Consider the following 21,532-nt stretch of genomic DNA (forward strand, 5'->3'; position numbering starts at 1 on the left):
TCACATAGTCGTCAACAGGTCTTGGGTAACTCATCCAACAGACAAGGATTGCGACAACGGGAGAGAGCAATGAGCGCAGCTTTGGAAGCACTGGAATCAGCTCCGCAGGGTACGTCCCTCGCCGAGAACGCCTACCTGCTGCTGCGCGACAGGCTCATCATGCTCGACATCAAACCCGGCGATCCCATCAATGACGGACAAATCGCCACCGAACTCGGTATTGGGCGCACCCCTGTGCGCGAAGCCATCAAACGCCTCGAAAGCGATCACCTGGTGGTCTCCTATCCCCGGCGCGGAACGTTCGCCACCGGCGTGGACATCACCCAGCTGGCTGAAGTGTCCGAAATCCGTGAGCTGCTGGAGCCGTTGGCCTCCCGGAAAGCCGCGCGCATGGCCAGCCCTGCGATGCGCGCGGAGCTACGCTCCGTTGCCACTGCGATCCGGGAGCTTGAAGGGCAGGACAACACCTCGCAGGAACTCATGCGCTACGACATCCAGGTGCACCGGCTCATTTACAAAGCTTCGGCCAACGCGCACCTCGAGGACGTCCTCATTCGCTATGACAACCTTGCCACCCGCATCTGGTGCCACATGCTCGAGAAAATGCCCTCCGTCTCAGGGCACATCTCCGAGCATGCCGACTTGCTCACCGCCATTGCCGACGGCGACGAAGACCGCGCCGCCGACCTCGCCCTGCACCACGTAGTCAGCTTCGAAGAGACCATCCGCAAGGTCCTCTGACCCTCCCTCACATCCCGCCGGCTTGAGCCGATCGCTCTCTCAGGTCCCGTGTCGGTGGGGGCTAAGAGGGCGGGGCTATCCTCTGCGCGCTCGGTCGTTCCTCCCTTAGGCGCGCGCTGCCGGATACCCCCGCCCCCTTCCGACGCTCTCTCACATCCCGCCTGCTTGAGCTGATCGCTCTCTCAGGTTCCGCCTGTTTGGGCTGATCGCTCTCTCACATCCCGCCTGTTTGAGCTGATCGCTCTCTCGCATCCCGCCTGCTTGAGCTGATCGCTCTCTCACATACCGCGGGTCCACACGGGCTGCAGCATCGGATCTGACGTTGCCAAGCCGTGGGGCCTGGAGTGGGATCGAGCGATAAGTGCAACATGGAACCGTTCAGTGCAACCTTTGCGCCAATCTCTTAGCGCTCTGAAACTGGATTCACTCACAAACTGATCTAGAAGTTCCCCTTGACCGTGATCCACCACACACATACTCTGGTGCAACAGCGTTGCGTTGAATGCAACCCCAATGATTTTGGTGGACACATGAGCAATGAACCCTCTGTGGCAGCCGAGCAAGGCACTTCCTCCGCCTCCGGCCCCAACCACACCCTCAAACACAGCCCCAACAACACAGTCAGCAAGGACACTCGACGGCGAGTGGTCACCGCGAGCTTCATCGGCAACTTTGTCGAGTGGTTCGACTACGCGGTGTACGGATACCTGGCCGGCATCATTTCTTCTGTTTTCTTCCCCGAGTCGGACCGCCAGACGGCCCTGCTCGCAACTTTCGGCGTCTTTGCCATCAGCTTCTTTGTCCGACCCCTGGGTGGTTTCATCTGGGGCCACATCGGGGACAAGCTGGGCCGCAAGCAAGCGCTAAGCCTGTCAATCGTCCTGATGTCAATAGCCACGTTCTGCATCGCACTTATACCCGGCTACGCCACTATTGGCGTGATGGCGCCCATCCTGCTCCTGCTGGTGCGCGTCATCCAAGGCTTCTCCGCAGCAGGGGAGTACGCCGGGGCGTCAGCTTTCCTGGTGGAGTATGCGCCGGCGAACCGTCGCGGACTCTATGCCGCCGTCGTGCCTGCCAGTACCGCAGCGGGCCTGCTGCTGGGATCGTTACTGGCCGCCCTGCTGAGTTCAATCCTCACCACAGAACAGCTGAACGAGTGGGGCTGGCGCCTGCCGTTCCTGTTGGCTGCGCCCATGGGATTGATCGGCCGGTATATCCGGACCAAGCTTGAGGACACTCCAGCGTTCCGGGAGCTCGCGGCCAAGGACAACGCGGTCAAGGCCCCCGCTTTCGCCATGTTCAGGACGTACCGGACGCAACTCATCATTGCCACGGGCGCGGTGTTGCTGAACGCGGTGGGCTTCTACGTGATCCTCAGCTACATGCCCACTTATCTCTCGGAGGAGCTGGGCTTTGGCGCAACGGAGTCGTTCCTTGCCACCACCATCGCCCTGGCCAGTTACATCGGCTTCATCTTCCTGACCGGCATGGCGTCGGACAAGTTCGGCCGGAAGCGGATGCTCATCACTGCCTCGGTTCTGTTCGTGCTGCTGACGGTGCCGGCGTTCATGCTCCTGGACACCCGCAACTTCCTGGTGATCGTGCTGGTGCAGATCCTGTTGGGTGGAATGCTCACGCTCAATGACGGCACGCTCCCGAGCTTCCTCGCCGAACTTTTCCCCACCAAAGTCCGCTACACCGGATTTGCCGTCAGCTTCAACCTCTCCAACGCCCTGTTCGGTGGCACCGCGCCGTTCATGGCCACCCTTCTTATCGGCATGACCCACAACCAACTGGCTCCCGGTTGGTACCTCGTGGCTGCCGCCCTGGTTTCCCTCATCGCGGTCCTGTTTGCCACGGAGTCCTCCAAGAAGCCCCTGCTCCAGGACTAGAACAACCAACCCATTGAAAGGAAAGATCATGACCATCACCCAGAACGAGTCCGTCAACGATGTCGCCAAACTAGAGCGCACCAAGGTCCTGAACAACGGCGAAAAAGTTTCGCTGACCTTCTCCGACGCCGAGTTCGAACGTCGCCTCGCCGGCCTCCGGGGAATCATGGCCGAGAAGGACCTCGACGCCGTCATCCTCACCAGCTACCACTCCATCAAGTACTACTCCGATTTCCTCTTCACCTACTTCGGACGTTCCTACGGCATGGTGGTCACCAAGGATGACACCGTCACCATCACGGCAAACATCGACGCCGGTATGCCTTGGCGCCGCAGCTACGGCGACAACCTCGTGTATACGGACTGGCGCCGTGACAACTACATCCACGCCATCCAGGAGGTCCTGCGGACCCGCGGCATCAACCCGCGCCGCATCGGCGTTGAAGATGACTCCCTGCCGCTGGATAACCGCAACAAAATCCAAGCCGCGTTCTCCGGAACGACGCTGGTGGACGTTGCCCAGGCTGCCATGCGCCAGCGCATGATCAAGTCCGACGAAGAAATCGCGGTCATCAAGCACGGAGCCCGGATCGGCGATCTCGGTGGCGAAGCCGTCCGCAACGCCATCACGGCCGGCATTACCGAGTACGAGGTTGCCTTGATCGGCACCGAAGCCATGGTCCACGAGATCGCCCGCACCTTCCCGGACTCCGAAATCCGCGATACGTGGGTTTGGTTCCAGTCCGGCATCAACACCGACGGCGCCCACAACTGGGCAACAACCCGCAAGATCCAGGAACACGACATCCTGTCCTTGAACTGCTTCCCCATGACCAGCGGCTACTACACCGCACTGGAACGTACCCTGTTCTACGGCGAACCGGATGCCCGCTCACTGGAGCTGTGGAACATCAACGTAGAAGTCCACAAGCGTGGTTTGGAACTCATCAAGCCGGGCGCAGTGTGCAAGGACATTGCCGCCGAGCTTAACGAGATCTACATCAGCCATGGACTCCTGGCCAATAGGACGTTCGGCTACGGCCACTCGTTCGGTGTGCTCAGCCACTACTACGGACGCGAAGCCGGTCTTGAACTCCGCGAGGACATCGACACTGTGCTGGAACCGGGCATGGTGGTTTCCATGGAGCCGATGATCACGGTGCTGGACGGACAGCCGGGCGCCGGTGGCTACCGCGAGCACGACATCCTGGTGGTGGGTGAGGGCGGCGCGGAGAACATCACCAAGTTCCCGTTCGGTCCCGAACACAACATCATCGGAGCCTAGTGACCAGGCCGGTGGACACGGCGTGGTGTCCACCGGCCATTCGCCCCTTCACCAGCGAAATATAGTGAACCCATGACTCCCACGGAATCCAGCGACGCTCCTGAAAACAGCAACAGCAATGGTGACAGCAAAAGCACCTCGGTCATTGTCAACGCCATCGCCGTGCTCCGGAGCTTTACCGCCGACGAACCGCTTCTGGGGGTTACGGAAATCGCGGGCCGCGTCGGTCTGCACAAGAGCACCGTGTCAAGGATCCTGGCCACTTTGGAGCAGGAGAACCTGGTGGAGCGCGACGCCGATTCGCGCCGGTTCCGCTTGGGGCTGGGGATGATCGCCATGGCAGGCCCCCTCCTGGCGGAACTCGAAGAGCGCCGCGTCGCCTACCCCGTTCTGCGCGAACTGACTGAACGCACAGGTGAGACCAGTGCGCTGATGGTGTGGAACGGCGTCGAGTCCATGTGCGTGGAGCAGATCCCCAGCCGGCACCAGGTCAAGCACCTTGCCCCGCTGGGAGCGCGCTATAGCGAGGCACTGAGCTCCTCGGTCCAGGTGTTCCTGGCGGCGGAGAACAAGGACCGGGTGCGTCAACTGCTGCGTAGTGGTTCGATTACTCTTCCTGGATTGGATGATGCCGCCATGGAGGCCTACCTTGGCCGGTTAGAGGAATCGGCGCAGCGTGGGTGGTCAGTGAACTTTGGGGAGACGTCAATTGAGGAAGTAGGCGTGGCTTCCCCGGTCTACGATCACCGCGGCGACATTGTGGCCTCCGTACTGATCCCTGCCCCCAAGTTCCGGGTCTCGCAAGACGTCCTGGCCAGCTTGGGGGAGGCGTGTGCCGGGGCGGCGGCCAAGGTCACTGCCCGCCTGGGTGGGCGCGCCCCGCGCTAGGTGGGTGTGAGTGAGCGTTGGGCGGAAGCCGGTGGGATGTGAGTAAGCGTTGGGGGGAAGCCGGTGGGATGTGAGTGAGCGTTGGGGGGTAGCCCAACGGTACGGCGGCCGTCCCGCTAAGGGGGAGCAGCCGCCGTCGTTGATTAATATGGCGCGCGGAAGACCTACATGCTCCTTCGCGCAGAGGGTGCCTCGTCCATTGCATCCCGGCCGAGCCAAACGCCCAAACCGATCATGGCAACGCCAAGGATCAGGTGCAGCCAGTTGTCAGCAGTGTTGAACGGGACGAAGTTGGCGCCTGTTTCCTGGTTGATGACCAGGCCGTAGATCCAAAGAACGATGTACACGGCGCCGCCGCCGAGGAGGAACAGGCGGGCCATGCGTGCGTTCCTTGCCATGGCCAAGCCGGCCGCGCCAAACAGCAGATGGACGATGTTGTGGAGTATGGACACTTGGAAGACTCCAAGCAGCATGGCGCCGGAATCATGTCCCGCAAAGGTCATGGCGCCGTAATTGGTGGTAATTCCCGGGATGAAGCCCAGGACACCAACCAGCAGAAATACAATGCCAACGCCCATGGCGGTGTTGCGAAGTGTCAACCCCATCATGTGGTGGTGTTCGGCGGGGTGCGAAGCGGTGGTCATCAGTCCTCCCTTTCACGCGGTTATCCGGCTCTTCTCATGGAGAGCCGACCTGCGGCAAGGGGTGTGGCAAAACCTTGCCGACGCCGCCATAATACTCCTGAAATGCCTCCGATAGCAGGGGGCATGGGCCCGGTTCAGCGACGGTTAGCATGGTTTTATGAGCCAAGCTCCCCATGGACGCGTGCACACGATCTTCCACGACACCCGGGATTTCACGCCTTTCCGCGACGGCCATGTCCGCACCCCTGTCCGGGGACTCGCGGATGGCGTGGGCGGAGTGCTGTCCGGGGTGCTCAGTGGAAGGGATCAGGCGAGGATTTCCGTGATTGGAAACGTCCCCCGGCTGAGGGTGTTGTCGTCCAGGCCCGCCAAGGCCATGCATGACGCCGTTTTCACGTCCACGGAGCCCGAGCGGCTCCTCGCCCTTGGCCGGATGTATCCGGGGTGGGCGGGGTTGTGCCTTGTGATGGCTGGGCTGTTGACCTACAAGCATGGCGGTTACCTGCGCGCTTCGGAACTGTTGCAGCGCGGCTTAACAACAAGGATCGACGACGACGCGAGCCAGTTCTCGTCCATCTACCTTGGGCAGGTGGTCACCCGGGTGGAGGTTGCCGAACGCATTGAGGTGCCGGTTTTGTTCAGCGAGGAGTCAGTGTTCCTGTCGTTGTCCCATTGCCTCAGGGAGATGGGGATGACGGAGTCGGCCTTGGAAGCGGTGGTGGGTTTGCCGCCGTCGTTGCCTTCTGCGTTGGCGCGCTGCACGGCGGCCTATTCGCTGGGTCGCCACCGTGACGTGGTGTTGTGGACCGAGGGTTTGTTGAATACGGACGATCTCTCGGCAGCGTTGCTCCTCATCCGGGCGCGGTCGCAACGCGCGCGGGGTGATATGGACTCCGCGCAGGCTGCCCTGAAGGAAGTCCTTCGCCGCCGTAAGACCAGCCTGGTGCTGCGGAATGACGCCCTGACTGATCGGGCTTTGTTGGCGCTGGACCAGGGGCGTCGAACCTTGACGCCGTGGTCCAAACGGCCTGCTCCTCCTGAGGAACTGGAGACGCTGGAAGTCATCCGCAAGGACGCGGAGATGCGTCGCTTGTGGGAGAACGATTTTAGGCAGCTCGGCGGCGAGTAACGCCCATTGCGTACCTGTGGACACAGGCGTAAAGTTGTATTCAACCTAGAGGTTGATAAAGCCGAAGGTTGATTACGAAAGGTTGAGTGGGGTATGGACCCGGCAGAACTGGGCCCTGAAGCGTTGGACAGGGCCTTCATGGCCTTGGCCGATCCCGTGCGGCGGGCGATTGTGGCCCGTCTTTCCCGGAGTGACGCCACAGTCAATGAACTCGCAGAACCTTTCGCCATTACTAAACAAGCGGTTTCCAAGCACATCCAGGTCCTCGAGCAGGCAGGGTTGGTGACGCGTTCACGCGACGCGCAGCGCCGCCCCGTGCACCTCGACTCCGCTGCCCTTGAGCGGCTGACGGCCTGGCTGGACCAGTACCGGTTGATCGCCGAGCGTCGCTTTCGGCTACTCGACGAACTCCTGGCTGACAACCGTCCCGCGGGGGCCGCGGAGAAATAGGGAAGAGGAACTGAAATGAGCAATCCAACCACCATCCCCGCAAGCGACGGCGTTCCGTTCGTCGACACGGTCCGGGACTTTGATGCACCGATCAGTGCGGTTTTCAAGGCCCATGTGGATCCGGATCTCCTGGCCAAATGGCTGGGCCCCCGCAGCACGTCCATGAACATCACCCAGTACAACGCGGTGACCGGTGGCAGCTGGCGCTACGAAAACGGCGACGTCACCAACCCGTTTTCTTTCCGCGGCGTCTTCCACACGGTGGAAGCTGACGCACTGATCATCATGACGTCGGAGTTTGACGGCGCTCCGAACCAGGTGGTTATCAGCACCACGACTTTCGAAGAGGTGGACGGCCGTACCCGGATGCAGGCCCACGAGGTCTACCCCTCGGTGGAAGCGCGCGACATGGCACTGGCAACCGGGATGAACTACGGCGTGATCGAGGGCTATGAGCGGCTCGACGAGTTGCTTGCCGCCTAGGCTGGAGCGTTTGCCCAGGCCTGCGTCAACGGAAGCAGTTGTTCGGACAACAGCACTGCCCCCAGTCCGATCATGATGATCCCGCTGACCAGAGTGACCACCCTGGCGGCGCCGGGCCGTGACGCCAGCAGTTTCCGCGATGTCAAAGCCACAGCGGTGTAGACCATTGCCGCAAGGAGCACGAATGTCAGGCCCAGCAAGCCGGACTGTACGGGGACGGGAAGCGCTGCTTCGGGGCTCACGAACTGCGGCACCAGCGCCACGAAGAACAGCAGGCCTTTGGGGTTGATGCCGCTGGTGCCCATCCCTTGCAGGAACGTCCGGAGCTGGTTGCCGGAATGCACGACGCCGTCTTCCGCACTGAAGCTGGCGCCTCGCCATGAGCGGATGGTTGAGACGCCGAGCCACAACAGGTAACCGGCCCCCGCGACGGTGAGCCAGCCCAGAAGTCCGGGAACACCCGCCAAGAGTGCTGCCAAACCTGCCGCCATCAGCAGAGTGTGGATGACGTAGCCGCTGCACAATCCGGCGACTGCCGGGACGAAGCTGCGCTGGCGTAGCCCTGCGGAAATGGAGTACGCCCAGTCGACGCCTGGGGTGCAGGCCAAGGTGACCGCCACGAGGATGAAGGCGAGGAAGAGCTGCGGATTCACGGGGTTCTCCAAAGATTGTTGAGCTAGGAAAACTCTAGGCAAAACAGGACCATAAGTGTTCCCCTATTTCGCTCAAAATCCGGATACTTGAGTAAGATCATTGCGTGATCGATGGAATAGACAGAAGTATTTTGCGGCACCTTCGCGAAGACGGCAGAATGACTGCCACGGCCCTCGCCTCGAAGGTGGGCTTGACCGTGGCGCCGTGCCATCGCCGGTTGCGGGATCTGGAGACCACCGGAGTGATTCGCGGGTACCGTGCGGATATCGATCCCGCGGCTCTGGGCCTGGGATTTGAGGCCATCGTCTTCGTCACCCTGCGCCAGGTCGAGCGCACCATCATGGCGGAGTTCGAGGAGCGCGTCACAGCAAGCCCCAACATTGTGGAGGCGCAGCGGCTTTTCGGCTCTCCGGACTATCTGCTGAAAGTCATCGCAGCGGACTTGCCTGCCTACCAGCGCTTTTACGACGATGAACTCGCAGCGCTGCCAGCGGTGGAGCGGCTGACGTCGACGCTGGTCATGAAGAACCTGAAGACCAACATCGGGCCGCCTGTTTAGTGACTACTCCGACAACAGGCCAGTGGTCCTGTACGGAATCACTTCCCTGAGGAACATGCTGGTGGAGGTGCGCACGATCCCCGGACATAGCCGGATTTCCTCGGATACGCGGTAGAGATCGTCAGGGCTTTTGGCGACAACCCTGATGATGAGGTCTGTGTCGCCTGCAGGAGCATGGCATTCCAGGACTTCGGGGATCTTCCGCAGCGCGGCGATGGCTTCGTTCAGATGGCTTTGGTCGAGTTCGGCACTGACCGCTGCCGCCACCCCGCGGCCAAGGGCCGATGGCAGGACACGGCTGCTGTTGGCGCGGAGGGCTCCGGATGCGGTCATTCGTTCCAGCCGGGACTGAACGGTCCCGCGCGCAAGGTGCAATTTTTGGGCAAGCACCATGATGGGAACCCGGGGGTCTTCGTCCAACGCGGAGAGGATTCGACGGTCTGTCGCATCCAGTTCCTGCAAAGTGACCACTTCCTGCCGTCTTATCCTGGCCCGACTGGTCAAATCGACCAATCAAGTCACTGTCCGTTGCTCCAACTGTATGCCTTCTGCTGAAATGGTGGCAACGAAGCAGGGAGAGGCTACCGCTGATCCCGGCCCGGCGCCAAGGCACCCGGAACACCACCCGGAGCCCTGTACAGGCTTCCCGCAAAGAAGCAGCCGCTGATTGACTCTTGTTCACAGCATTGTCATTCTGCACTCGCCCGTTCGTGCGGGCAGCAAGTAAGAGCCCCTGAGCTACCGGATCGTTGCGGTAGCTGAGGGGCTCTTGCGTTGCCTGGCCCGCGCGCCCCGCCGCATAGGCTTGGACCATGACTTCCGCTGGACGCTTCGCCCCGAGCCCTTCGGGCGAACTGCACGTCGGTAACCTTCGTACGGCGGTTCTTGCCTGGCTGTTCGCGAAATCCACCGCCCGGACGTTCCTGCTGCGCGTCGAGGACCTTGACCGTGCGCGGTCTGGCGCGGAGGCTGAGCAGCTCCGCGATCTGCAGGCTGTCGGTGTGGGGTGGGACGCCGCCGTCGTGCGTCAGACCGAGCGCACCACTCTCTACGACGACGCGATCGCCCGCTTGACGGCCGAGGGCCGCACCTACGAGTGCTTCTGCACGCGCCGGGAAATCCAGGAGGCTCCCTCGGCCCCGCACGCTCCGCAGGGCGCGTATCCGGGGACGTGCCGACGGCTGTCGCACGCTGAACGGGAGATCCGCAGGGCGTCGCGTCCGGCGTCCATACGCCTGCGTTCGGACGTTGCGGAATGGGCTGTTGAGGACCAGTTGAACGGGAAATTCGTGGGCATGGTGGACGACTTCGTCCTCCGCCGGAACGATGGCGTCACGGCCTACAACCTGGCCGTGGTGGTGGACGACGCCGATCAGGGAATCGACCAAGTGGTGCGCGGAGACGACCTCCTCCCATCCACCCCCCGTCAGGCGTACCTGGCCACGCTGCTTGGTTTGCAGGTGCCTGAATATGCCCACGTTCCCCTGGTGGTAAACCACGACGGCGTGAGGCTGGCCAAGCGCGACGGCGCAGTGACGCTGGGCGACCTCGCCGCCGTCGGAATCCCTGCCGAACGTGTTCGCGACCTGATACTCGATTCACTCGGCCTGCCGGCAGGTCCATTGCAGGGTGCGCTCCCGTTTTTCGACCCCACACGGCTGCCCCGGGAGCCGTGGGTGTGGAAAACTCCCGCAGCCTGAAGCGCAGTCCCAGTAGGCTGTCTGGATGCACTCTCAAGTGATCGCCCCGGGTTTCGAACCAGTTGCCGAGCTCTTCGGTCGTTTTCTTGACCAGGATCCCGAGTATTCCGCGCAGGTGGCGGCCTACCATCGGGGCGTTAAGGTGCTGGACCTCAGCGGCGGTCCGCACATCCGGCCTGATTCGGTCACCGGAGTCTTCTCCTGTTCAAAAGGTATGGCTGGATTGGTGATCGCGTTGCTGGTGCAGGATGGCGTGCTGGATCTTGACGCGGAGGTGGTCAAGTACTGGCCCGAGTTTGGTGCGCAAGGCAAGGAGTCCATCACCGTCGCGCAGCTGCTGTCCCACCAGGCCGGGCTACTGGGGGTGGAAGGCGGACTGACTCTGGCGGAGGTCAACAACTCTGAACTCGCTGCGGCCAAGCTGGCAGCGCTTGCTCCGCTATGGAAGCCAGGGGCCGCCTTCGGTTACCACGCGCTCACCATCGGGATCTTCATGGAAGAGCTGTGCCGTCGAATCACTGGTTACAAGCTGCAGCAGGTCTTCGAGCAGCGAATCCGGTCTCTTGCGGGTGCGGACTTCTACTTGGGTCTGCCGGAAACCGACGACGCCAAGTTTGCGCGTTTCCGGTGGGCCGCGGATCCGTCATGGCCGTGGGTGGATCCTGCCAGCCACTTCGGCCTGGCGGCGAATTCTGCAGTGGGCGACATTCTGGACCTGCCGAACATCCCGGAAGTGCGGGCCGCGGGGCTGAGCTCCGCGGCGGGTGTCGCGAGCGCCGATGGTATGGCCAGAATTTATGCTGCCGCGCTGACTGGTTTGGCCGGCGACGGTGACGCCGCAGCGGGTGGCGGCCAGCCCGCCGTCGGACCGCTCCTGACGGAGGAAACCATTCGTACAGTGACAGCTGAGCAGGTGTTCGGCATTGACCGCGTGTTCGGGGAGACCGGCTGCTTTGCCACAGTTTTCATGAAGTCGCACAGCCGGATGCCGTTCGGCAGCTACCTCGCGTTCGGGCACGACGGCGCCAGCGCATCTTTGGGGTTCGCGGACCCTGTGTATGAACTCGGCTTTGGATACGTGCCGCAGCAGGCCGAGCCTGGGGGAGTGGGCTGCCGCAACTTCCTGCTCAGTTCAGCCGTGCGCCAGGCGATCGAGGGATGCGCCGCGTAGGAAAGCTACGGCGTGAACTGCGCTGCGCGGACACCGGCGGCCATTCCGGCCCACAGTGTGTCCGTGGTGGCGTTCACGATGTCGTCCACGGTTGTGCCGTCCAAGTGTTTCCCTGCGGCAAGGACGGCGGCTCCGTGCAGGCTGACGAAGCACACGGTGGCCAATATCCCGGGGTCGCCTTCGGCCAGCTCTCCGGCCTTCTGACCTTCGACGATCATGGCCTGGGCCAAATGGATTCCTTGTTCGCCCGTGCTTCGCAGTTCAGCGCTGGAATCCGGATGGTGCTTGCTGGAGTACATGACGGTCAGGAGGGCCGGATGGGCTACGGCGAACTCCACGTACGCTTTCCCGACGCCGACGAAGCGGCTTCGCAGCTCAAGGTTGGATTGCGAGGCGTTACGAATGAGGCTGTTCATCAACTCAAAGCCGGCCAGGGCCAAGGCATCGATCAGGGCCTGTTTGTCGCGGAAATGCTTGGCCGGGGCACCGTGGCTGACGTTCACGTCCCGCGCCAACTGGCGCAGGGACAAGCCATCCACGCCGACTTCCTCGATGGACTCCATGGCGCGCGCCAGCAGGGCCTCGCGGAGCTTTCCGTGATGGTAGGGCTGCTGGGTCATGAGTCCAGTCTAAATGAAAGTAGTCATTGACAACAAAGTAGGCACTGCCTACCATGTAGACAGCGACTACTTCACTTACTCCTCAACCGATTGGATTCACCATGGCCATGACCTACTCAGGCACCACTGCGCTCATCACAGGCGCCAGCTCAGGACTCGGTGCCGAGTTCGCCCAGCAGTTTGCTTCCCGGGGTGCGAACCTCGTCCTGGTCGCCCGGCGTGCGGACCGCATGGAAGAGCTTGCAAAGGAACTCCGCTCCAAGCACGGCGTCACGGTCACGGTGCTTCCCATGGACCTGGGTCGCCCAGGCGTGGGCCAGGAACTCTTCGAGGAAGTCAGCCGCCGTGGAATCACCGTGGACACGCTGATCAATAACGCCGGCTTCGGAACCCACTCGGCGTTCGTCGAGGAAGTGCCGGATGTCATTGCCTCCGAAATATCCCTCAACGTGGCCGCTTTGGTCGGCATCACCCGGTCCTTCCTTCCCGGTATGCTCACCTCCGGAACCGGAGCCCTGGTCAACGTGGCCAGCACTGCCGCGTTCCAGCCCATCCCCGGAATGGCAGTGTACGGAGCCACCAAGGCATTCGTTCTCAGTTTCACGGAAGCTGTTGCCCACGAGACCAAGGATTCCGGGCTCAACGTCCTGGCCCTATGCCCCGGGGCAACGCGCACGGAATTCTTCGACGTCGTGGGAAGCCAGTCCGCAGCAGCAGGCCGCATGCAGTCCTCCGGGCAGGTTGTCGGAACCGCGCTCAAGGCACTCGACCGCAAGGGCACACCCGGCAGCGTGGTGTCCGGCTGGGCCAACCGCATCGCGGCCGGTTTCGCGCAGCGCCTGCCCAGGGCTGTCACTGTTGCCATCGCGGCGCGGGCTGTCCAGGACTGACCCGCCGGTGTTGTCCCTGCGGGGAAGCAGATAGCCTGAAGACAGGACCGAGCATCATCGGCGCCGCACCCATCCGAAGGCCAACATGACCGAACCACGCTTCACCGTAGAGACCGCCCAAGTCCTGGCGGAGGTGGCCCATAACCGGCAGAAGGACAAGCTCAAGCGCCCGTATCGCGAGCATGTCCTGGCCGTTGGCGACGCGCTCGCGGATTTTGACGAGGACATCCAGATCGCCGGCTACCTTCACGACATCGCCGAGGACACGCCCATCACCAGGCAAGCACTGCTGGACATGGGGGTTTCCGAACGTGCCGTGGACATTATCGAACGGGTCACGCGCCGTTTCCACGACGATCCGGACGATTACGACGCCGGCATACGCTTCGTAGCGGAGGACCACGACGCCACGTTGGTGAAAATCGCCGACAACGCACACAACTCGCTGCCTGAAAGGGTCAGGGCGCTCGCGGAAAAGTGGCCTGACAAGCCGCCCACAACGCGGTACGCCGATGCCCGTCCGGTCCTGTACACGGCCGTTCCCCGGGAGGAAGTGGAGCTGATCCTGCAGCGGATCAACCCGCACCTGCTCCAGGAGCTGGACGAGATCGTTCCCGAATAGGCTGACCTGCCGTTGCGGGGCCCGCTATGCACGCCATGAAGGCGATTTGGGGTGCAGAGCGGGCCTCGCAACGCGTCAGCCCGCGGCGTTTTCCAGCCGCCGAAGCGCAGCGGCCCGGCCCTTGTGCCCGCGTCGTTCGTCGAACGCGATGGACAGGCCCAGGACCGCCATCATTTCCATCATGCACAGAGGGACAGAGGCGCCAGCCGCGGCCATTGCAATGCTTCCTGCCAAGGCGAGGACCACCACGGCCGTGCTCACAAGGAGGTCGCGGTCACGGCCGAGCATGATGCTGTACAGCGTGGTGAGTGAAACCTTGAAGAGGATGATCGGGATGGCGATCGAGGCCACGGCACCTGCCGCCGGGACGTGGGCTTCGTGGTCGATGAAGTAGGCAGCAATATGGAGTCCTGCGCCGGTGGCCGCGATGGCAGCGAAGACCGGCATGTGCCCATAGCCGAACACCCATGAGCGATGCCGCTGGACGTGGAGCGCCGGGCCTGCGGGCAGGATGAAGTAGATCCACCACATGGCGAACGCCAACCCCGTGCCGCTGAACCCCACCAGGGCAGCATCCACCGACCATCCGTGGGTTGCGACGATGGCCCGCAGCGTTTCAATAGCACCGATCAGGCACTCCCCCAGGGCAATGATCGCCAACAGCCCGTACCTTTCGGCGATGTGGTGCGCATGCCACGGCGTCCGGATCTTGCGTTCGGCGAAGTACGGGGTTGCCATCTCCAGCACGAAGAGGGGAGCTGCCATTAGGAACGTGGTGAGGACATCCGTTTCGATCACCAGGGCAAGGACCCAGCCGATCTGCACAACTGCAAGATACTTGGCGTAGCGCAAGCATGTTTCCCGTCGTTCCGGGTCCTGTCGCGCGGCGCGCAACCACTGGAAGATCAAGGCGACGCGCATGATGATGTAGCCGATGAGGATGGCGACGTTGTTTACGTGGTCGCCCTCCACGATGGAGTGGAACATCGGCTCGATGCCCATGGCGAGAATGAGGACACCCACCATCTGGACCATGGTGACCACCCGGAAAACCCAGTCATCGGTGTCGTAGGCGCTGGCGAACCACGTGAAGTTGATCCAGGCCCAAATCACCGCGAACATCGCAAAGCCGAAACCCAGCAGGCCCGCGCCGAAATGCGCCTCGGCGACGGCGTGCGCGAACTGGTTACCGGCAACACCGAAAGCGATAACGAAGGTCAGATCGAAAAACAGCTCCAGCGGTGTGGCTGTGCGGTGCTTTTCGTGGGGATCGCGGCCGCCCATTTTGGACAGGGCATGGCGAAGTGGGTTTGTGGACATGGCTCAAAGATTACCGTTCCCACGAACTCGGCGGCAGCTGGACCTAGACGCGGCCCAGGGCGTCGATGTCTTCCAGGAAGTCCTGGTGGACTTCGGCGCTGACGGTCGTGCGGGTGTCAGCGATCGCGTCGAGGTAGTCCTGTGTGACGGGCCCCTTTCGTCCGTTCGCCCCGACCGAAGCAGCACCGTCGTCGTACACTGCTTTCTCCAGGGCGCGCTGGGAGGCGCTGCGGGCCGCGAACTCGATATCCGCGGGCGAGAATCCCTCAGTCCGGGAAACCAACAATGGAATGTCCACCGAGTCCACCACCGTGGCTGGGATGAAGCGCTGCCACATGGCTTCGCGGGCGTGGACGTCCGGCAGGCCGATTGGAATGACGTAGTCGAAGCGGCCGTGGCGCAGGAAGGCAGTGTCCAGGGCGCGGATGAAGTTGGTGGCGCACACCAGGAGTCGCCCGGGTTGCTCGCGGAAGGCCGGGATGATTTTGAGGAGCTCGTTGGTGACGCCCTGCAGCGGCGACGGCGGATCACCGGCACGCTGCGAGGCGATCTCTTCGACCTCGTCGATGAACACGACGGCGTGTTCGAGCTCGGCAATTTCCAGGAACGTCTCGCGCAAGGCTCCGGCCAGGCCCTTGGGATCGGAGGCCAACCGGGAGGGGAAGACCTCCACGAACGGCCACTCCAACCTCGATGCGATGGCCTTGGCGAAGGTGGTCTTGCCGGTGCCCGGCGGACCGAAGAGCACCACCGCGCGCGGCGGTACGACGCCGTATTCGTCGGCGAGGTCCGCTTCGGCCAGCGGCAGCACCAGCCGGCGTTCCAGCAGTTCCTTTTCCCTCCGCATACCCGCGACGTTTTCCCAGAGATCACGGGCCAGGATGCGACCGCCGAGCAGCCCCAACGCGCCAAGTTCCTGGCGTTGCACCGGGATGGTCCGCTCGAAGTAGCGCAGGTTTTTCTTGACGACGAAGCCGCGGCCCAGGAACGCCTCCACCCGCGTTTCCGTTTCCGGCATCAGGGCGGAGAGCTTGTTGAGCCCATGCGGGGCCATGCGGTTTTCGACGGCGGACAGCAGGGAGGTGCCGATGCCGCGACCGCGGAACTCGGTCAGGGTGGCGAGGAAAACGATCCAGCCTTGATCGTGCGCGGCACGTCCGACGGCGGCGCCCACCACCTGCTCGCCCTGCACCGCAACCACCGCATGGTCCTTTTCGCACGAGGCGAGGACCTCCGACAATGCGTACACGGGCTCCACTCCGTCAGCCTTGAGCGACTCCCAGAGGTGCAGGATGCCGTCCAAATCGGACGAGTGGAAGTCCCTGATGCGCCAGTTCGTCATGCGTGTAACTCCTCGGTGGATCGCCGTTGATGCCTTGGAGTTGAGCATAGGCGAACCGTCGCCGCAGGACGTTGCGAGCCCGTTGCGTTACGAAACCGGATGCAACTGCACTCCCGGGGTGCTGCCGGCGGTGGCCCGGAAGTACTCCTGGCGCTGGCGTCCCAGGCGCTCAATTTCCACCTCAACCACGTCACCCGGCTGGATGAAGGGGAACCGGCCAGACATTGCCACCCCTTCGGGTGTGCCCGTGATGATGACGTCGCCGGGTTCCAGGACCATGTACTGGCTGAGGTGGTGGACGATCGTGGCGGGGTCGAAGATCATGTCCGAGGTGTTGGAGTCCTGGCGGGATTCGCCGTTGACCACAGTCTGGAGGCGCAGGCTGTCCGGGTCGATGTCGGCGGCGGGGACCAGCCACGGGCCCAGGGGAGTGGAGGCCGGGAGGGATTTGCCCTTGGTCCATTGTCCGGCTGCGCCCGGGATTTGGTAGTCGCGCTCGGAGAGGTCGTTTGCCACTGCGTAGCCTGCGATGCAGTTTTCCGCCTCCTCAAGGGAGGAAAGGTATGACGCTTCCCGGCCGATCACGATCGCCAGTTCCACTTCGTAGTCGTACTTTTCCGACGACGGCGGGATCGGGGCAGCATCGAAAGGGCCGACTATGGTGTTGCTCGGCTTGAGGAACACCACGGGCACCTCGGGCGGGGTTGCCCCGGATTCGGCTGCGTGGGCGGTGTAGTTCAGGCCGATGGCCACCACGGCGCCGGGCCGGGCCACGGGTGCACCGACGCGCAGGCCAGCTGCCGAAATTTCGGGAAGTTCGCCCTTGTCCAGGGCTTCCCGGGTGCGTGCGATGCCGTCTGAGGCGAGGAAACCGCCGTCGATGTCGTTGGTCATGGCCGTGAGGCTGAAGTACTTCTCGGTGCCGTCGGCGTCCTGGGCGATGACGGCCGGTTGTTCGTTTCCGGCCGTACCCAGCCTGGCGAATTTCAAGGTCATGGCTTCCTCCGTGCGTTCGGGACCAACATCCGAACTCTAGTGTGGTGTCGGCACTCAAGATACGGAAATGTGACCCGTTGACAACTAAGACATCAGATCTTTAGGGTCGATTAAGAACCGTGACCTACTTCAGGAGTCGAATGGAGCAGCATCCGAACCGCCCGGTATGGAAGGAAACCCGTTGATCCAGCACGCACCTTGGTTTGAAGAGGCCCGTTTGGGGATGTTCGTGCATTGGGGGCTCTATGCACTGCCTGCCCGGCACGAGTGGGTGATGAACCGGGAGGAACTCAGTGTCGAAGCTTATGGGCAGTACTTCCGGCGCTTCGATCCCGATCTCTACGATCCGTGTGAATGGGCCCGTGCCGCCCGCTACGCGGGAATGAAGTACGTGGTCCTCACCACCAAGCACCACGATGGCTTTTGTTTGTGGGACTCGGCCCTGACGGAGTACAAGGCCACCAACACGCCCGCCGGCCGGGACCTGATCACACCTTACGTGGAAGCACTCAGGGCTGAGGGACTGAAAGTTGGTTTCTACCACTCGCTCGTCGACTGGCATCACCCCCACTTCACCATCGACGGCGTGCACCCGCAACGTAACGCGGCCGACGTCGAAAGCATGAACAGCGGGCGGGACATGGCCCGCTACCGGGAGTACCTGCATGGCCAGGTGCGTGAGCTCTTGAGCAATTACGGCACCATCGATTACCTGTTCTTCGACTTCTCCTACGCGGGCCTCGGGCAGGAGGAGTTCTGGGGTGGCAAAGGCCGGAAGGACTGGGACTCCGAGGCCCTGCTCGCCATGGTGCGGGAGCTGCAGCCCGGCATTATCGTCAATGACAGGCTAGATATCCCGGGAGACTTCATCACGCCGGAGCAGTACCAGCCCGCCGGCCCCATGATGCTCGACGGCGTACCGGTCACCTGGGAGGCTTGCCAGACCCTCAACGGAAGCTGGGGGTACGACCGCGACAACCTCGATTACAAGTCCGTCGACATGCTGATCCGGATGCTCGTGGACGGGGTGTCCAAGGGCGGCAACCTGCTCCTGAACGTCGGCCCGACAGGCAGGGGTAACATCGACCCCCGGGCGTTGGCTTCGCTGCACGGAATTGGCGAGTGGATGAAGCTGCACTCACGCGCCATTTACGGCGCCGGGCCCTCACAGTTCACGGCTCCGCCCGATGCCCGCTACACGCAGCGCGGTGACAGGCTGTACGTGCACCTGTTCGCGTGGCCGTTCGAATACGTCCATCTCCCAGGCCTGGCCGGCAAGGTTGAGTACGCGCAGTTGCTGAACGACGCCTCCGAGGTGTTCCTCCGTGAACTCGATCCCCAGCAGCAGGCAATGAACATGACCCCTGGTGGCCAGCCCCCGGGAACGCTGACAATCAAGCTCCCTGTGCAGCGGCCCGATGTCGCGGTTCCGGTGCTTGAACTTTTCCTGAAGCCCGGCGCGCCCGTTGAGCAGGGCGATCGCGCTTAGCGCACGGCCGGTAAGGACAGCTGAACTTTTAGCGCGCCCGGACGATTACCCGGGGGAGGATACGGGTATCCACAAAGTATGGGAGTTGCCATGACACCACTGAACCTCGGCAAGCTTGGCTTCGGCGGAGCTGGAATCGGTAACCTGTACCGGGCCATCCCGGACGGGGAAGCACTCGCCACCGTTCTTGCTGCCTGGGACGCCGGCATCCGGTACTTCGATACCGCCCCGCACTATGGCCTGGGCCTCTCTGAGCAACGGTTGGGTGCGGTCCTCCGGGACAAGCCGAGGGACGACTTCGTGATCTCCACCAAGGTGGGCCGGCTGCTTGAGCCGAACGCCGCCGGGGGCCAGGACCCAGAGGGCTTCGACGTTCCGGCCACCACCAGGCGCGTGTGGGACTTTTCCGAGGCGGGCATTCGCCGCAGCATCGAGGATTCGCTGGACCGGCTTGGCCTCACCCACATGGACATCGCCTACCTCCACGATGCCGACGTCCACGACCTCCGGGCCGGGATCGACCAGGGCCTGCCGGCATTGGAAAAGCTAAGGTCCGAAGGCGTAGTCAAAGCCATCGGCGTTGGCCTCAACTCGGCCGAGGCGGCCCTCGAATGCGTCGAAGCCGCCCACCTGGACCTCGTCATGCTCGCCGGCCGCTTCACCCTGCTGGAGCAGCCCAAAGTTCCGCTGCTTGAGCGCTGCATGGAGCGCCGCACCGGCGTCGTCAATGTTGGCGTCTACAACTCGGGCCTCCTGGCCCGATCCGACGTCCCGGACGATGCGCACTACAACTACGATCAAGCGCCACCGCCAGTGCTGGAGCGGGCGCGGCGGCTGGCGGCAACCTGCCGTGACTTCGGGGTGGAACTTCCGACGGCGGCGCTCCAGTTCCCGCTGCGCCATCCGGCCGTGGTGAACGTGACAGCCGGGGCGACTTCTCCTGAACAGGTGGCCGCGAACGCCGCGCGGATGGAGGAGCCTGTGCCCGAAGAGCTTTGGGGCGCCTTGGAGGCCGTTGGCCGTGATTGATTCGCACCTGCATCTGTGGACCTTGGACACTTTCGTCACCGGCGGTGAGCGCCACTACCCGTGGCTCGGCCCGCAGCACGGTCCGCTCTTCCGGAGTTTCGGCGAAGACGAGGCGCGGGAGACATTGGAGGCTGCCGGCGTCAGGGGTGCCGTACTGATCCAGGCCGACGATACCGTTGCCGACACGGAGAGCATGCTGTCGGTCGCATCGCGCAACCCGTGGGTGCTGGGCGTGGTGGGCTGGGTCCGGCTCGAATCGCCGGCAGAGGCTGCAGAGCAGTTGGCCCGGTTCGCGGCTCAACCTGTCTTCAGGGGCGTCCGGCACCTGGTGCATGACGATCCACGGACTGACTTCCTGGACCTTCCCGGCGTGCGGGAGTCGTTGGCCGTGGTGGCACAGCGCGGGCTGGCTTTTGACGTCCCGGACGCTTACCCGCGGCATCTGGGTGCAACCGTACGGCTGGCCCGGGACATGCCGGACCTGACCGTGGTGTTGGACCATCTGGGCAAGCCGCCGCTGGGCGATCCCGAAGCCATGGAATTGTGGCGCGCCCACTTCCGGGCGCTCGCAGCATGTCCCAACTCGGTGGCCAAACTCTCCGGCCTTCACGTGCCGGGCCTGGAGTACTCGGACGATTCCCTGCGGCCCGTGTTCGAGGAAGCCGTGCAGGCGTTCGGTCCTGGGCGCCTCATGATTGGCGGTGACTGGCCTGTCAGTACGGCCGGGGTTCCTTACGGCCGGACGCTGGATGTCCTGCTGGAACTTGTTTCCACGCTGAGTCCTTCGGAACAGGACGAGGTCCTGGAGGGGACAGCGATCCGGACGTACGGGCTGGCCGTGACTCCGGAGCCAGACGGTTAGAGGGCCTGGCGCAACCAGTTCTCCACGCCGCTGATGTGCACGGTAACCAGTGCCCGCACCAGTTCGGCGTCGCCGCGTTCCAATGCAGCCGTAATGGCCCGATGCTCGGACAGGGTGTGCGCGACGGCTTTCTCCTGCGTCAGCCCCCGCCAAATCCTCGCCCGTACTGTGCTGCTGGACAGGGCTTCCAGCAGGCTGCCGAGGTAGTCGTTTCCCGCAGCTTCGGTGATGATGCTGTGGAATTCGAGGTCATGGGCCACGAGTTCCTCGACGTCCGTGTACTCGTCGATGCCATTCATGCTGCCCCGCAGCCTCTTGAGATCTTCGGCGGTGATTTTCCCTGCGGCCAAGTGTGCGGTGGCGGGTTCAAGGATTCGTCGGACTTCAAAGAGTTCAAGAACGGAACGGTCCTGATGCAGGTCGACCACGAATGCGACAGCTTCATTGAGGAGTTTGGCGTCGAGGCTGGTCACGTAGGTTCCATCGCCGCGGCGGACGTCCAGCACGCGGATCAGTTCGAGGGCCTTCACCGCTTCGCGCAGTGAACTCCGTGAAAGACCAAGCCTTTCGCTCAGTTCCTTTTCCGGCGGGAGTCGATCGCCGGCTTTGAGTTCCCCACGGATCAGCATGTCTTTGATCTTGCTGATCGCCTCATCTGTGACAGCCATGGACCAATAGTAGCTACGAATGATCGGATGTCTGTTTCCGCCGCGGGGCTCACCCAACCGGGGCGTTAACCAACGACGGCGGCCCCAGGGTTCCG

23 protein-coding genes are annotated in these 21,532 nt (G+C 63.0%); 15 read left to right on the top strand and 8 right to left on the bottom strand.

Annotated elements, in window-relative coordinates:
• The first annotated feature begins 69 nt into the window (after positions 1 to 69).
• From J2Y68_RS21575 to J2Y68_RS21590, 4 genes are all read left to right on the top strand, one after another.
• Positions 70 to 741 carry a GntR family transcriptional regulator gene (locus J2Y68_RS21575; RefSeq protein ID WP_309996920.1) on the top strand — a complete coding sequence of 224 codons (672 nt, stop codon included), beginning with the start codon at positions 70 to 72 and terminating at the stop codon, positions 739 to 741.
• Positions 742 to 1,271: 530 nt separating this feature from the next.
• A complete protein-coding gene (locus J2Y68_RS21580; protein WP_309996922.1) occupies positions 1,272 to 2,636 on the top strand; it encodes an MFS transporter in 1,365 nt (454 codons plus the stop codon).
• Between the two features lie 28 nt (positions 2,637 to 2,664).
• The gene (locus J2Y68_RS21585) at positions 2,665 to 3,921 is read left to right on the top strand and encodes an aminopeptidase P family protein (RefSeq protein WP_309996924.1); all 1,257 of its coding nucleotides are present in this window, start codon (positions 2,665 to 2,667) and stop codon (positions 3,919 to 3,921) included.
• Positions 3,922 to 3,993: 72 nt separating this feature from the next.
• Positions 3,994 to 4,809, top strand: coding sequence for an IclR family transcriptional regulator (locus J2Y68_RS21590; protein WP_309996927.1), 816 nt, complete (start codon positions 3,994 to 3,996; stop codon positions 4,807 to 4,809).
• A gap of 164 nt (positions 4,810 to 4,973) precedes the next feature.
• Here J2Y68_RS21590 and J2Y68_RS21595 read toward each other — a convergent pair whose 3' ends face one another.
• Positions 4,974 to 5,453, bottom strand: a complete 480-nt coding sequence (locus J2Y68_RS21595; RefSeq protein ID WP_309996929.1) for a DUF4383 domain-containing protein — start codon at positions 5,451 to 5,453, stop codon at positions 4,974 to 4,976.
• Between the two features lie 157 nt (positions 5,454 to 5,610).
• Here J2Y68_RS21595 and J2Y68_RS21600 point away from each other — a divergent pair, with 157 nt between their 5' ends.
• The 3 genes from J2Y68_RS21600 (at position 5,611) to J2Y68_RS21610 (ending at position 7,515) form a co-directional block, all read left to right on the top strand.
• Positions 5,611 to 6,582 carry a hypothetical protein gene (locus tag J2Y68_RS21600; RefSeq protein ID WP_309996931.1) on the top strand — a complete coding sequence of 324 codons (972 nt, stop codon included), beginning with the start codon at positions 5,611 to 5,613 and terminating at the stop codon, positions 6,580 to 6,582.
• A 93-nt stretch (positions 6,583 to 6,675) separates the two neighbouring features.
• Entirely contained in the window at positions 6,676 to 7,032 is a 357-nt protein-coding gene (locus tag J2Y68_RS21605) for an ArsR/SmtB family transcription factor (protein ID WP_309996933.1), read from the top strand.
• Positions 7,033 to 7,047: 15 nt separating this feature from the next.
• Positions 7,048 to 7,515: an SRPBCC family protein gene (locus tag J2Y68_RS21610; RefSeq protein ID WP_309996934.1), complete on the top strand. Its 468-nt coding sequence runs from the start codon at positions 7,048 to 7,050 to the stop codon at positions 7,513 to 7,515.
• Here the strand turns inward: J2Y68_RS21610 and J2Y68_RS21615 are convergent.
• Complete coding sequence (locus J2Y68_RS21615) at positions 7,512 to 8,168, bottom strand: LysE family translocator (RefSeq protein ID WP_309996936.1); 657 nt, start codon at positions 8,166 to 8,168, stop codon at positions 7,512 to 7,514. The two genes, J2Y68_RS21610 and J2Y68_RS21615, sit on opposite strands and share 4 nt — an antisense overlap.
• A gap of 104 nt (positions 8,169 to 8,272) precedes the next feature.
• Here J2Y68_RS21615 and J2Y68_RS21620 point away from each other — a divergent pair, with 104 nt between their 5' ends.
• On the top strand, positions 8,273 to 8,728 hold the full coding sequence (locus tag J2Y68_RS21620) for an Lrp/AsnC family transcriptional regulator (RefSeq protein ID WP_309996938.1): 456 nt from the start codon (positions 8,273 to 8,275) through the stop codon (positions 8,726 to 8,728).
• 3 nt (positions 8,729 to 8,731) lie between these two features.
• On the opposite strand, the gene J2Y68_RS21625 is transcribed toward J2Y68_RS21620, so the two are convergent.
• Entirely contained in the window at positions 8,732 to 9,190 is a 459-nt protein-coding gene (locus tag J2Y68_RS21625) for an Lrp/AsnC family transcriptional regulator (RefSeq protein ID WP_309997080.1), read from the bottom strand.
• 350 nt (positions 9,191 to 9,540) lie between these two features.
• Between J2Y68_RS21625 and gluQRS the strand changes: the two genes are divergently transcribed.
• On the top strand, positions 9,541 to 10,428 hold the full coding sequence (gene gluQRS / locus J2Y68_RS21630; RefSeq protein WP_309996940.1) for a tRNA glutamyl-Q(34) synthetase GluQRS: 888 nt from the start codon (positions 9,541 to 9,543) through the stop codon (positions 10,426 to 10,428).
• A gap of 25 nt (positions 10,429 to 10,453) precedes the next feature.
• A complete protein-coding gene (locus J2Y68_RS21635) occupies positions 10,454 to 11,599 on the top strand; it encodes a serine hydrolase domain-containing protein (RefSeq protein WP_309996942.1) in 1,146 nt (381 codons plus the stop codon).
• A 5-nt stretch (positions 11,600 to 11,604) separates the two neighbouring features.
• On the opposite strand, the gene J2Y68_RS21640 is transcribed toward J2Y68_RS21635, so the two are convergent.
• The gene (locus J2Y68_RS21640; RefSeq protein ID WP_309996945.1) at positions 11,605 to 12,219 is read right to left on the bottom strand and encodes a TetR/AcrR family transcriptional regulator; all 615 of its coding nucleotides are present in this window, start codon (positions 12,217 to 12,219) and stop codon (positions 11,605 to 11,607) included.
• Between the two features lie 101 nt (positions 12,220 to 12,320).
• Between J2Y68_RS21640 and J2Y68_RS21645 the strand changes: the two genes are divergently transcribed.
• Together J2Y68_RS21645 and J2Y68_RS21650 are read left to right on the top strand one after the other, a co-directional pair.
• Complete coding sequence (locus tag J2Y68_RS21645) at positions 12,321 to 13,109, top strand: SDR family NAD(P)-dependent oxidoreductase (protein ID WP_309996947.1); 789 nt, start codon at positions 12,321 to 12,323, stop codon at positions 13,107 to 13,109.
• A gap of 85 nt (positions 13,110 to 13,194) precedes the next feature.
• On the top strand, positions 13,195 to 13,731 hold the full coding sequence (locus tag J2Y68_RS21650; RefSeq protein ID WP_211710680.1) for a phosphohydrolase: 537 nt from the start codon (positions 13,195 to 13,197) through the stop codon (positions 13,729 to 13,731).
• Between the two features lie 75 nt (positions 13,732 to 13,806).
• Here J2Y68_RS21650 and J2Y68_RS21655 read toward each other — a convergent pair whose 3' ends face one another.
• From J2Y68_RS21655 to J2Y68_RS21665, 3 genes are all read right to left on the bottom strand, one after another.
• The gene (locus J2Y68_RS21655; RefSeq protein WP_309996950.1) at positions 13,807 to 15,051 is read right to left on the bottom strand and encodes a low temperature requirement protein A; all 1,245 of its coding nucleotides are present in this window, start codon (positions 15,049 to 15,051) and stop codon (positions 13,807 to 13,809) included.
• A 43-nt stretch (positions 15,052 to 15,094) separates the two neighbouring features.
• Positions 15,095 to 16,393, bottom strand: a complete 1,299-nt coding sequence (locus J2Y68_RS21660; protein WP_309996952.1) for an ATP-binding protein — start codon at positions 16,391 to 16,393, stop codon at positions 15,095 to 15,097.
• Positions 16,394 to 16,480: 87 nt separating this feature from the next.
• The gene (locus tag J2Y68_RS21665) at positions 16,481 to 17,389 is read right to left on the bottom strand and encodes a fumarylacetoacetate hydrolase family protein (RefSeq protein WP_309996955.1); all 909 of its coding nucleotides are present in this window, start codon (positions 17,387 to 17,389) and stop codon (positions 16,481 to 16,483) included.
• Between the two features lie 181 nt (positions 17,390 to 17,570).
• On the opposite strand from J2Y68_RS21665, the gene J2Y68_RS21670 reads away from it, so the two are divergent.
• From J2Y68_RS21670 to J2Y68_RS21680, 3 genes are all read left to right on the top strand, one after another.
• Positions 17,571 to 18,878 carry an alpha-L-fucosidase gene (locus tag J2Y68_RS21670; RefSeq protein WP_309996957.1) on the top strand — a complete coding sequence of 436 codons (1,308 nt, stop codon included), beginning with the start codon at positions 17,571 to 17,573 and terminating at the stop codon, positions 18,876 to 18,878.
• 90 nt (positions 18,879 to 18,968) lie between these two features.
• The gene (locus J2Y68_RS21675; RefSeq protein ID WP_309996960.1) at positions 18,969 to 19,907 is read left to right on the top strand and encodes an aldo/keto reductase; all 939 of its coding nucleotides are present in this window, start codon (positions 18,969 to 18,971) and stop codon (positions 19,905 to 19,907) included.
• Positions 19,900 to 20,769 (top strand): amidohydrolase family protein, encoded by an 870-nt coding sequence (locus J2Y68_RS21680; protein ID WP_309996962.1) that lies wholly within the window; start codon positions 19,900 to 19,902, stop codon positions 20,767 to 20,769. The genes J2Y68_RS21675 and J2Y68_RS21680 overlap by 8 nt, the downstream gene beginning before the upstream one ends.
• On the opposite strand, the gene J2Y68_RS21685 is transcribed toward J2Y68_RS21680, so the two are convergent.
• Positions 20,766 to 21,437: a FadR/GntR family transcriptional regulator gene (locus J2Y68_RS21685; protein WP_309996965.1), complete on the bottom strand. Its 672-nt coding sequence runs from the start codon at positions 21,435 to 21,437 to the stop codon at positions 20,766 to 20,768. The two genes, J2Y68_RS21680 and J2Y68_RS21685, sit on opposite strands and share 4 nt — an antisense overlap.
• Positions 21,438 to 21,532 lie beyond the last annotated feature (95 nt).

Source organism: Paenarthrobacter nitroguajacolicus (genome assembly GCF_031455195.1).
Classification (GTDB): Bacteria; Actinomycetota; Actinomycetes; order Actinomycetales; family Micrococcaceae; genus Arthrobacter; species Arthrobacter nitroguajacolicus_D.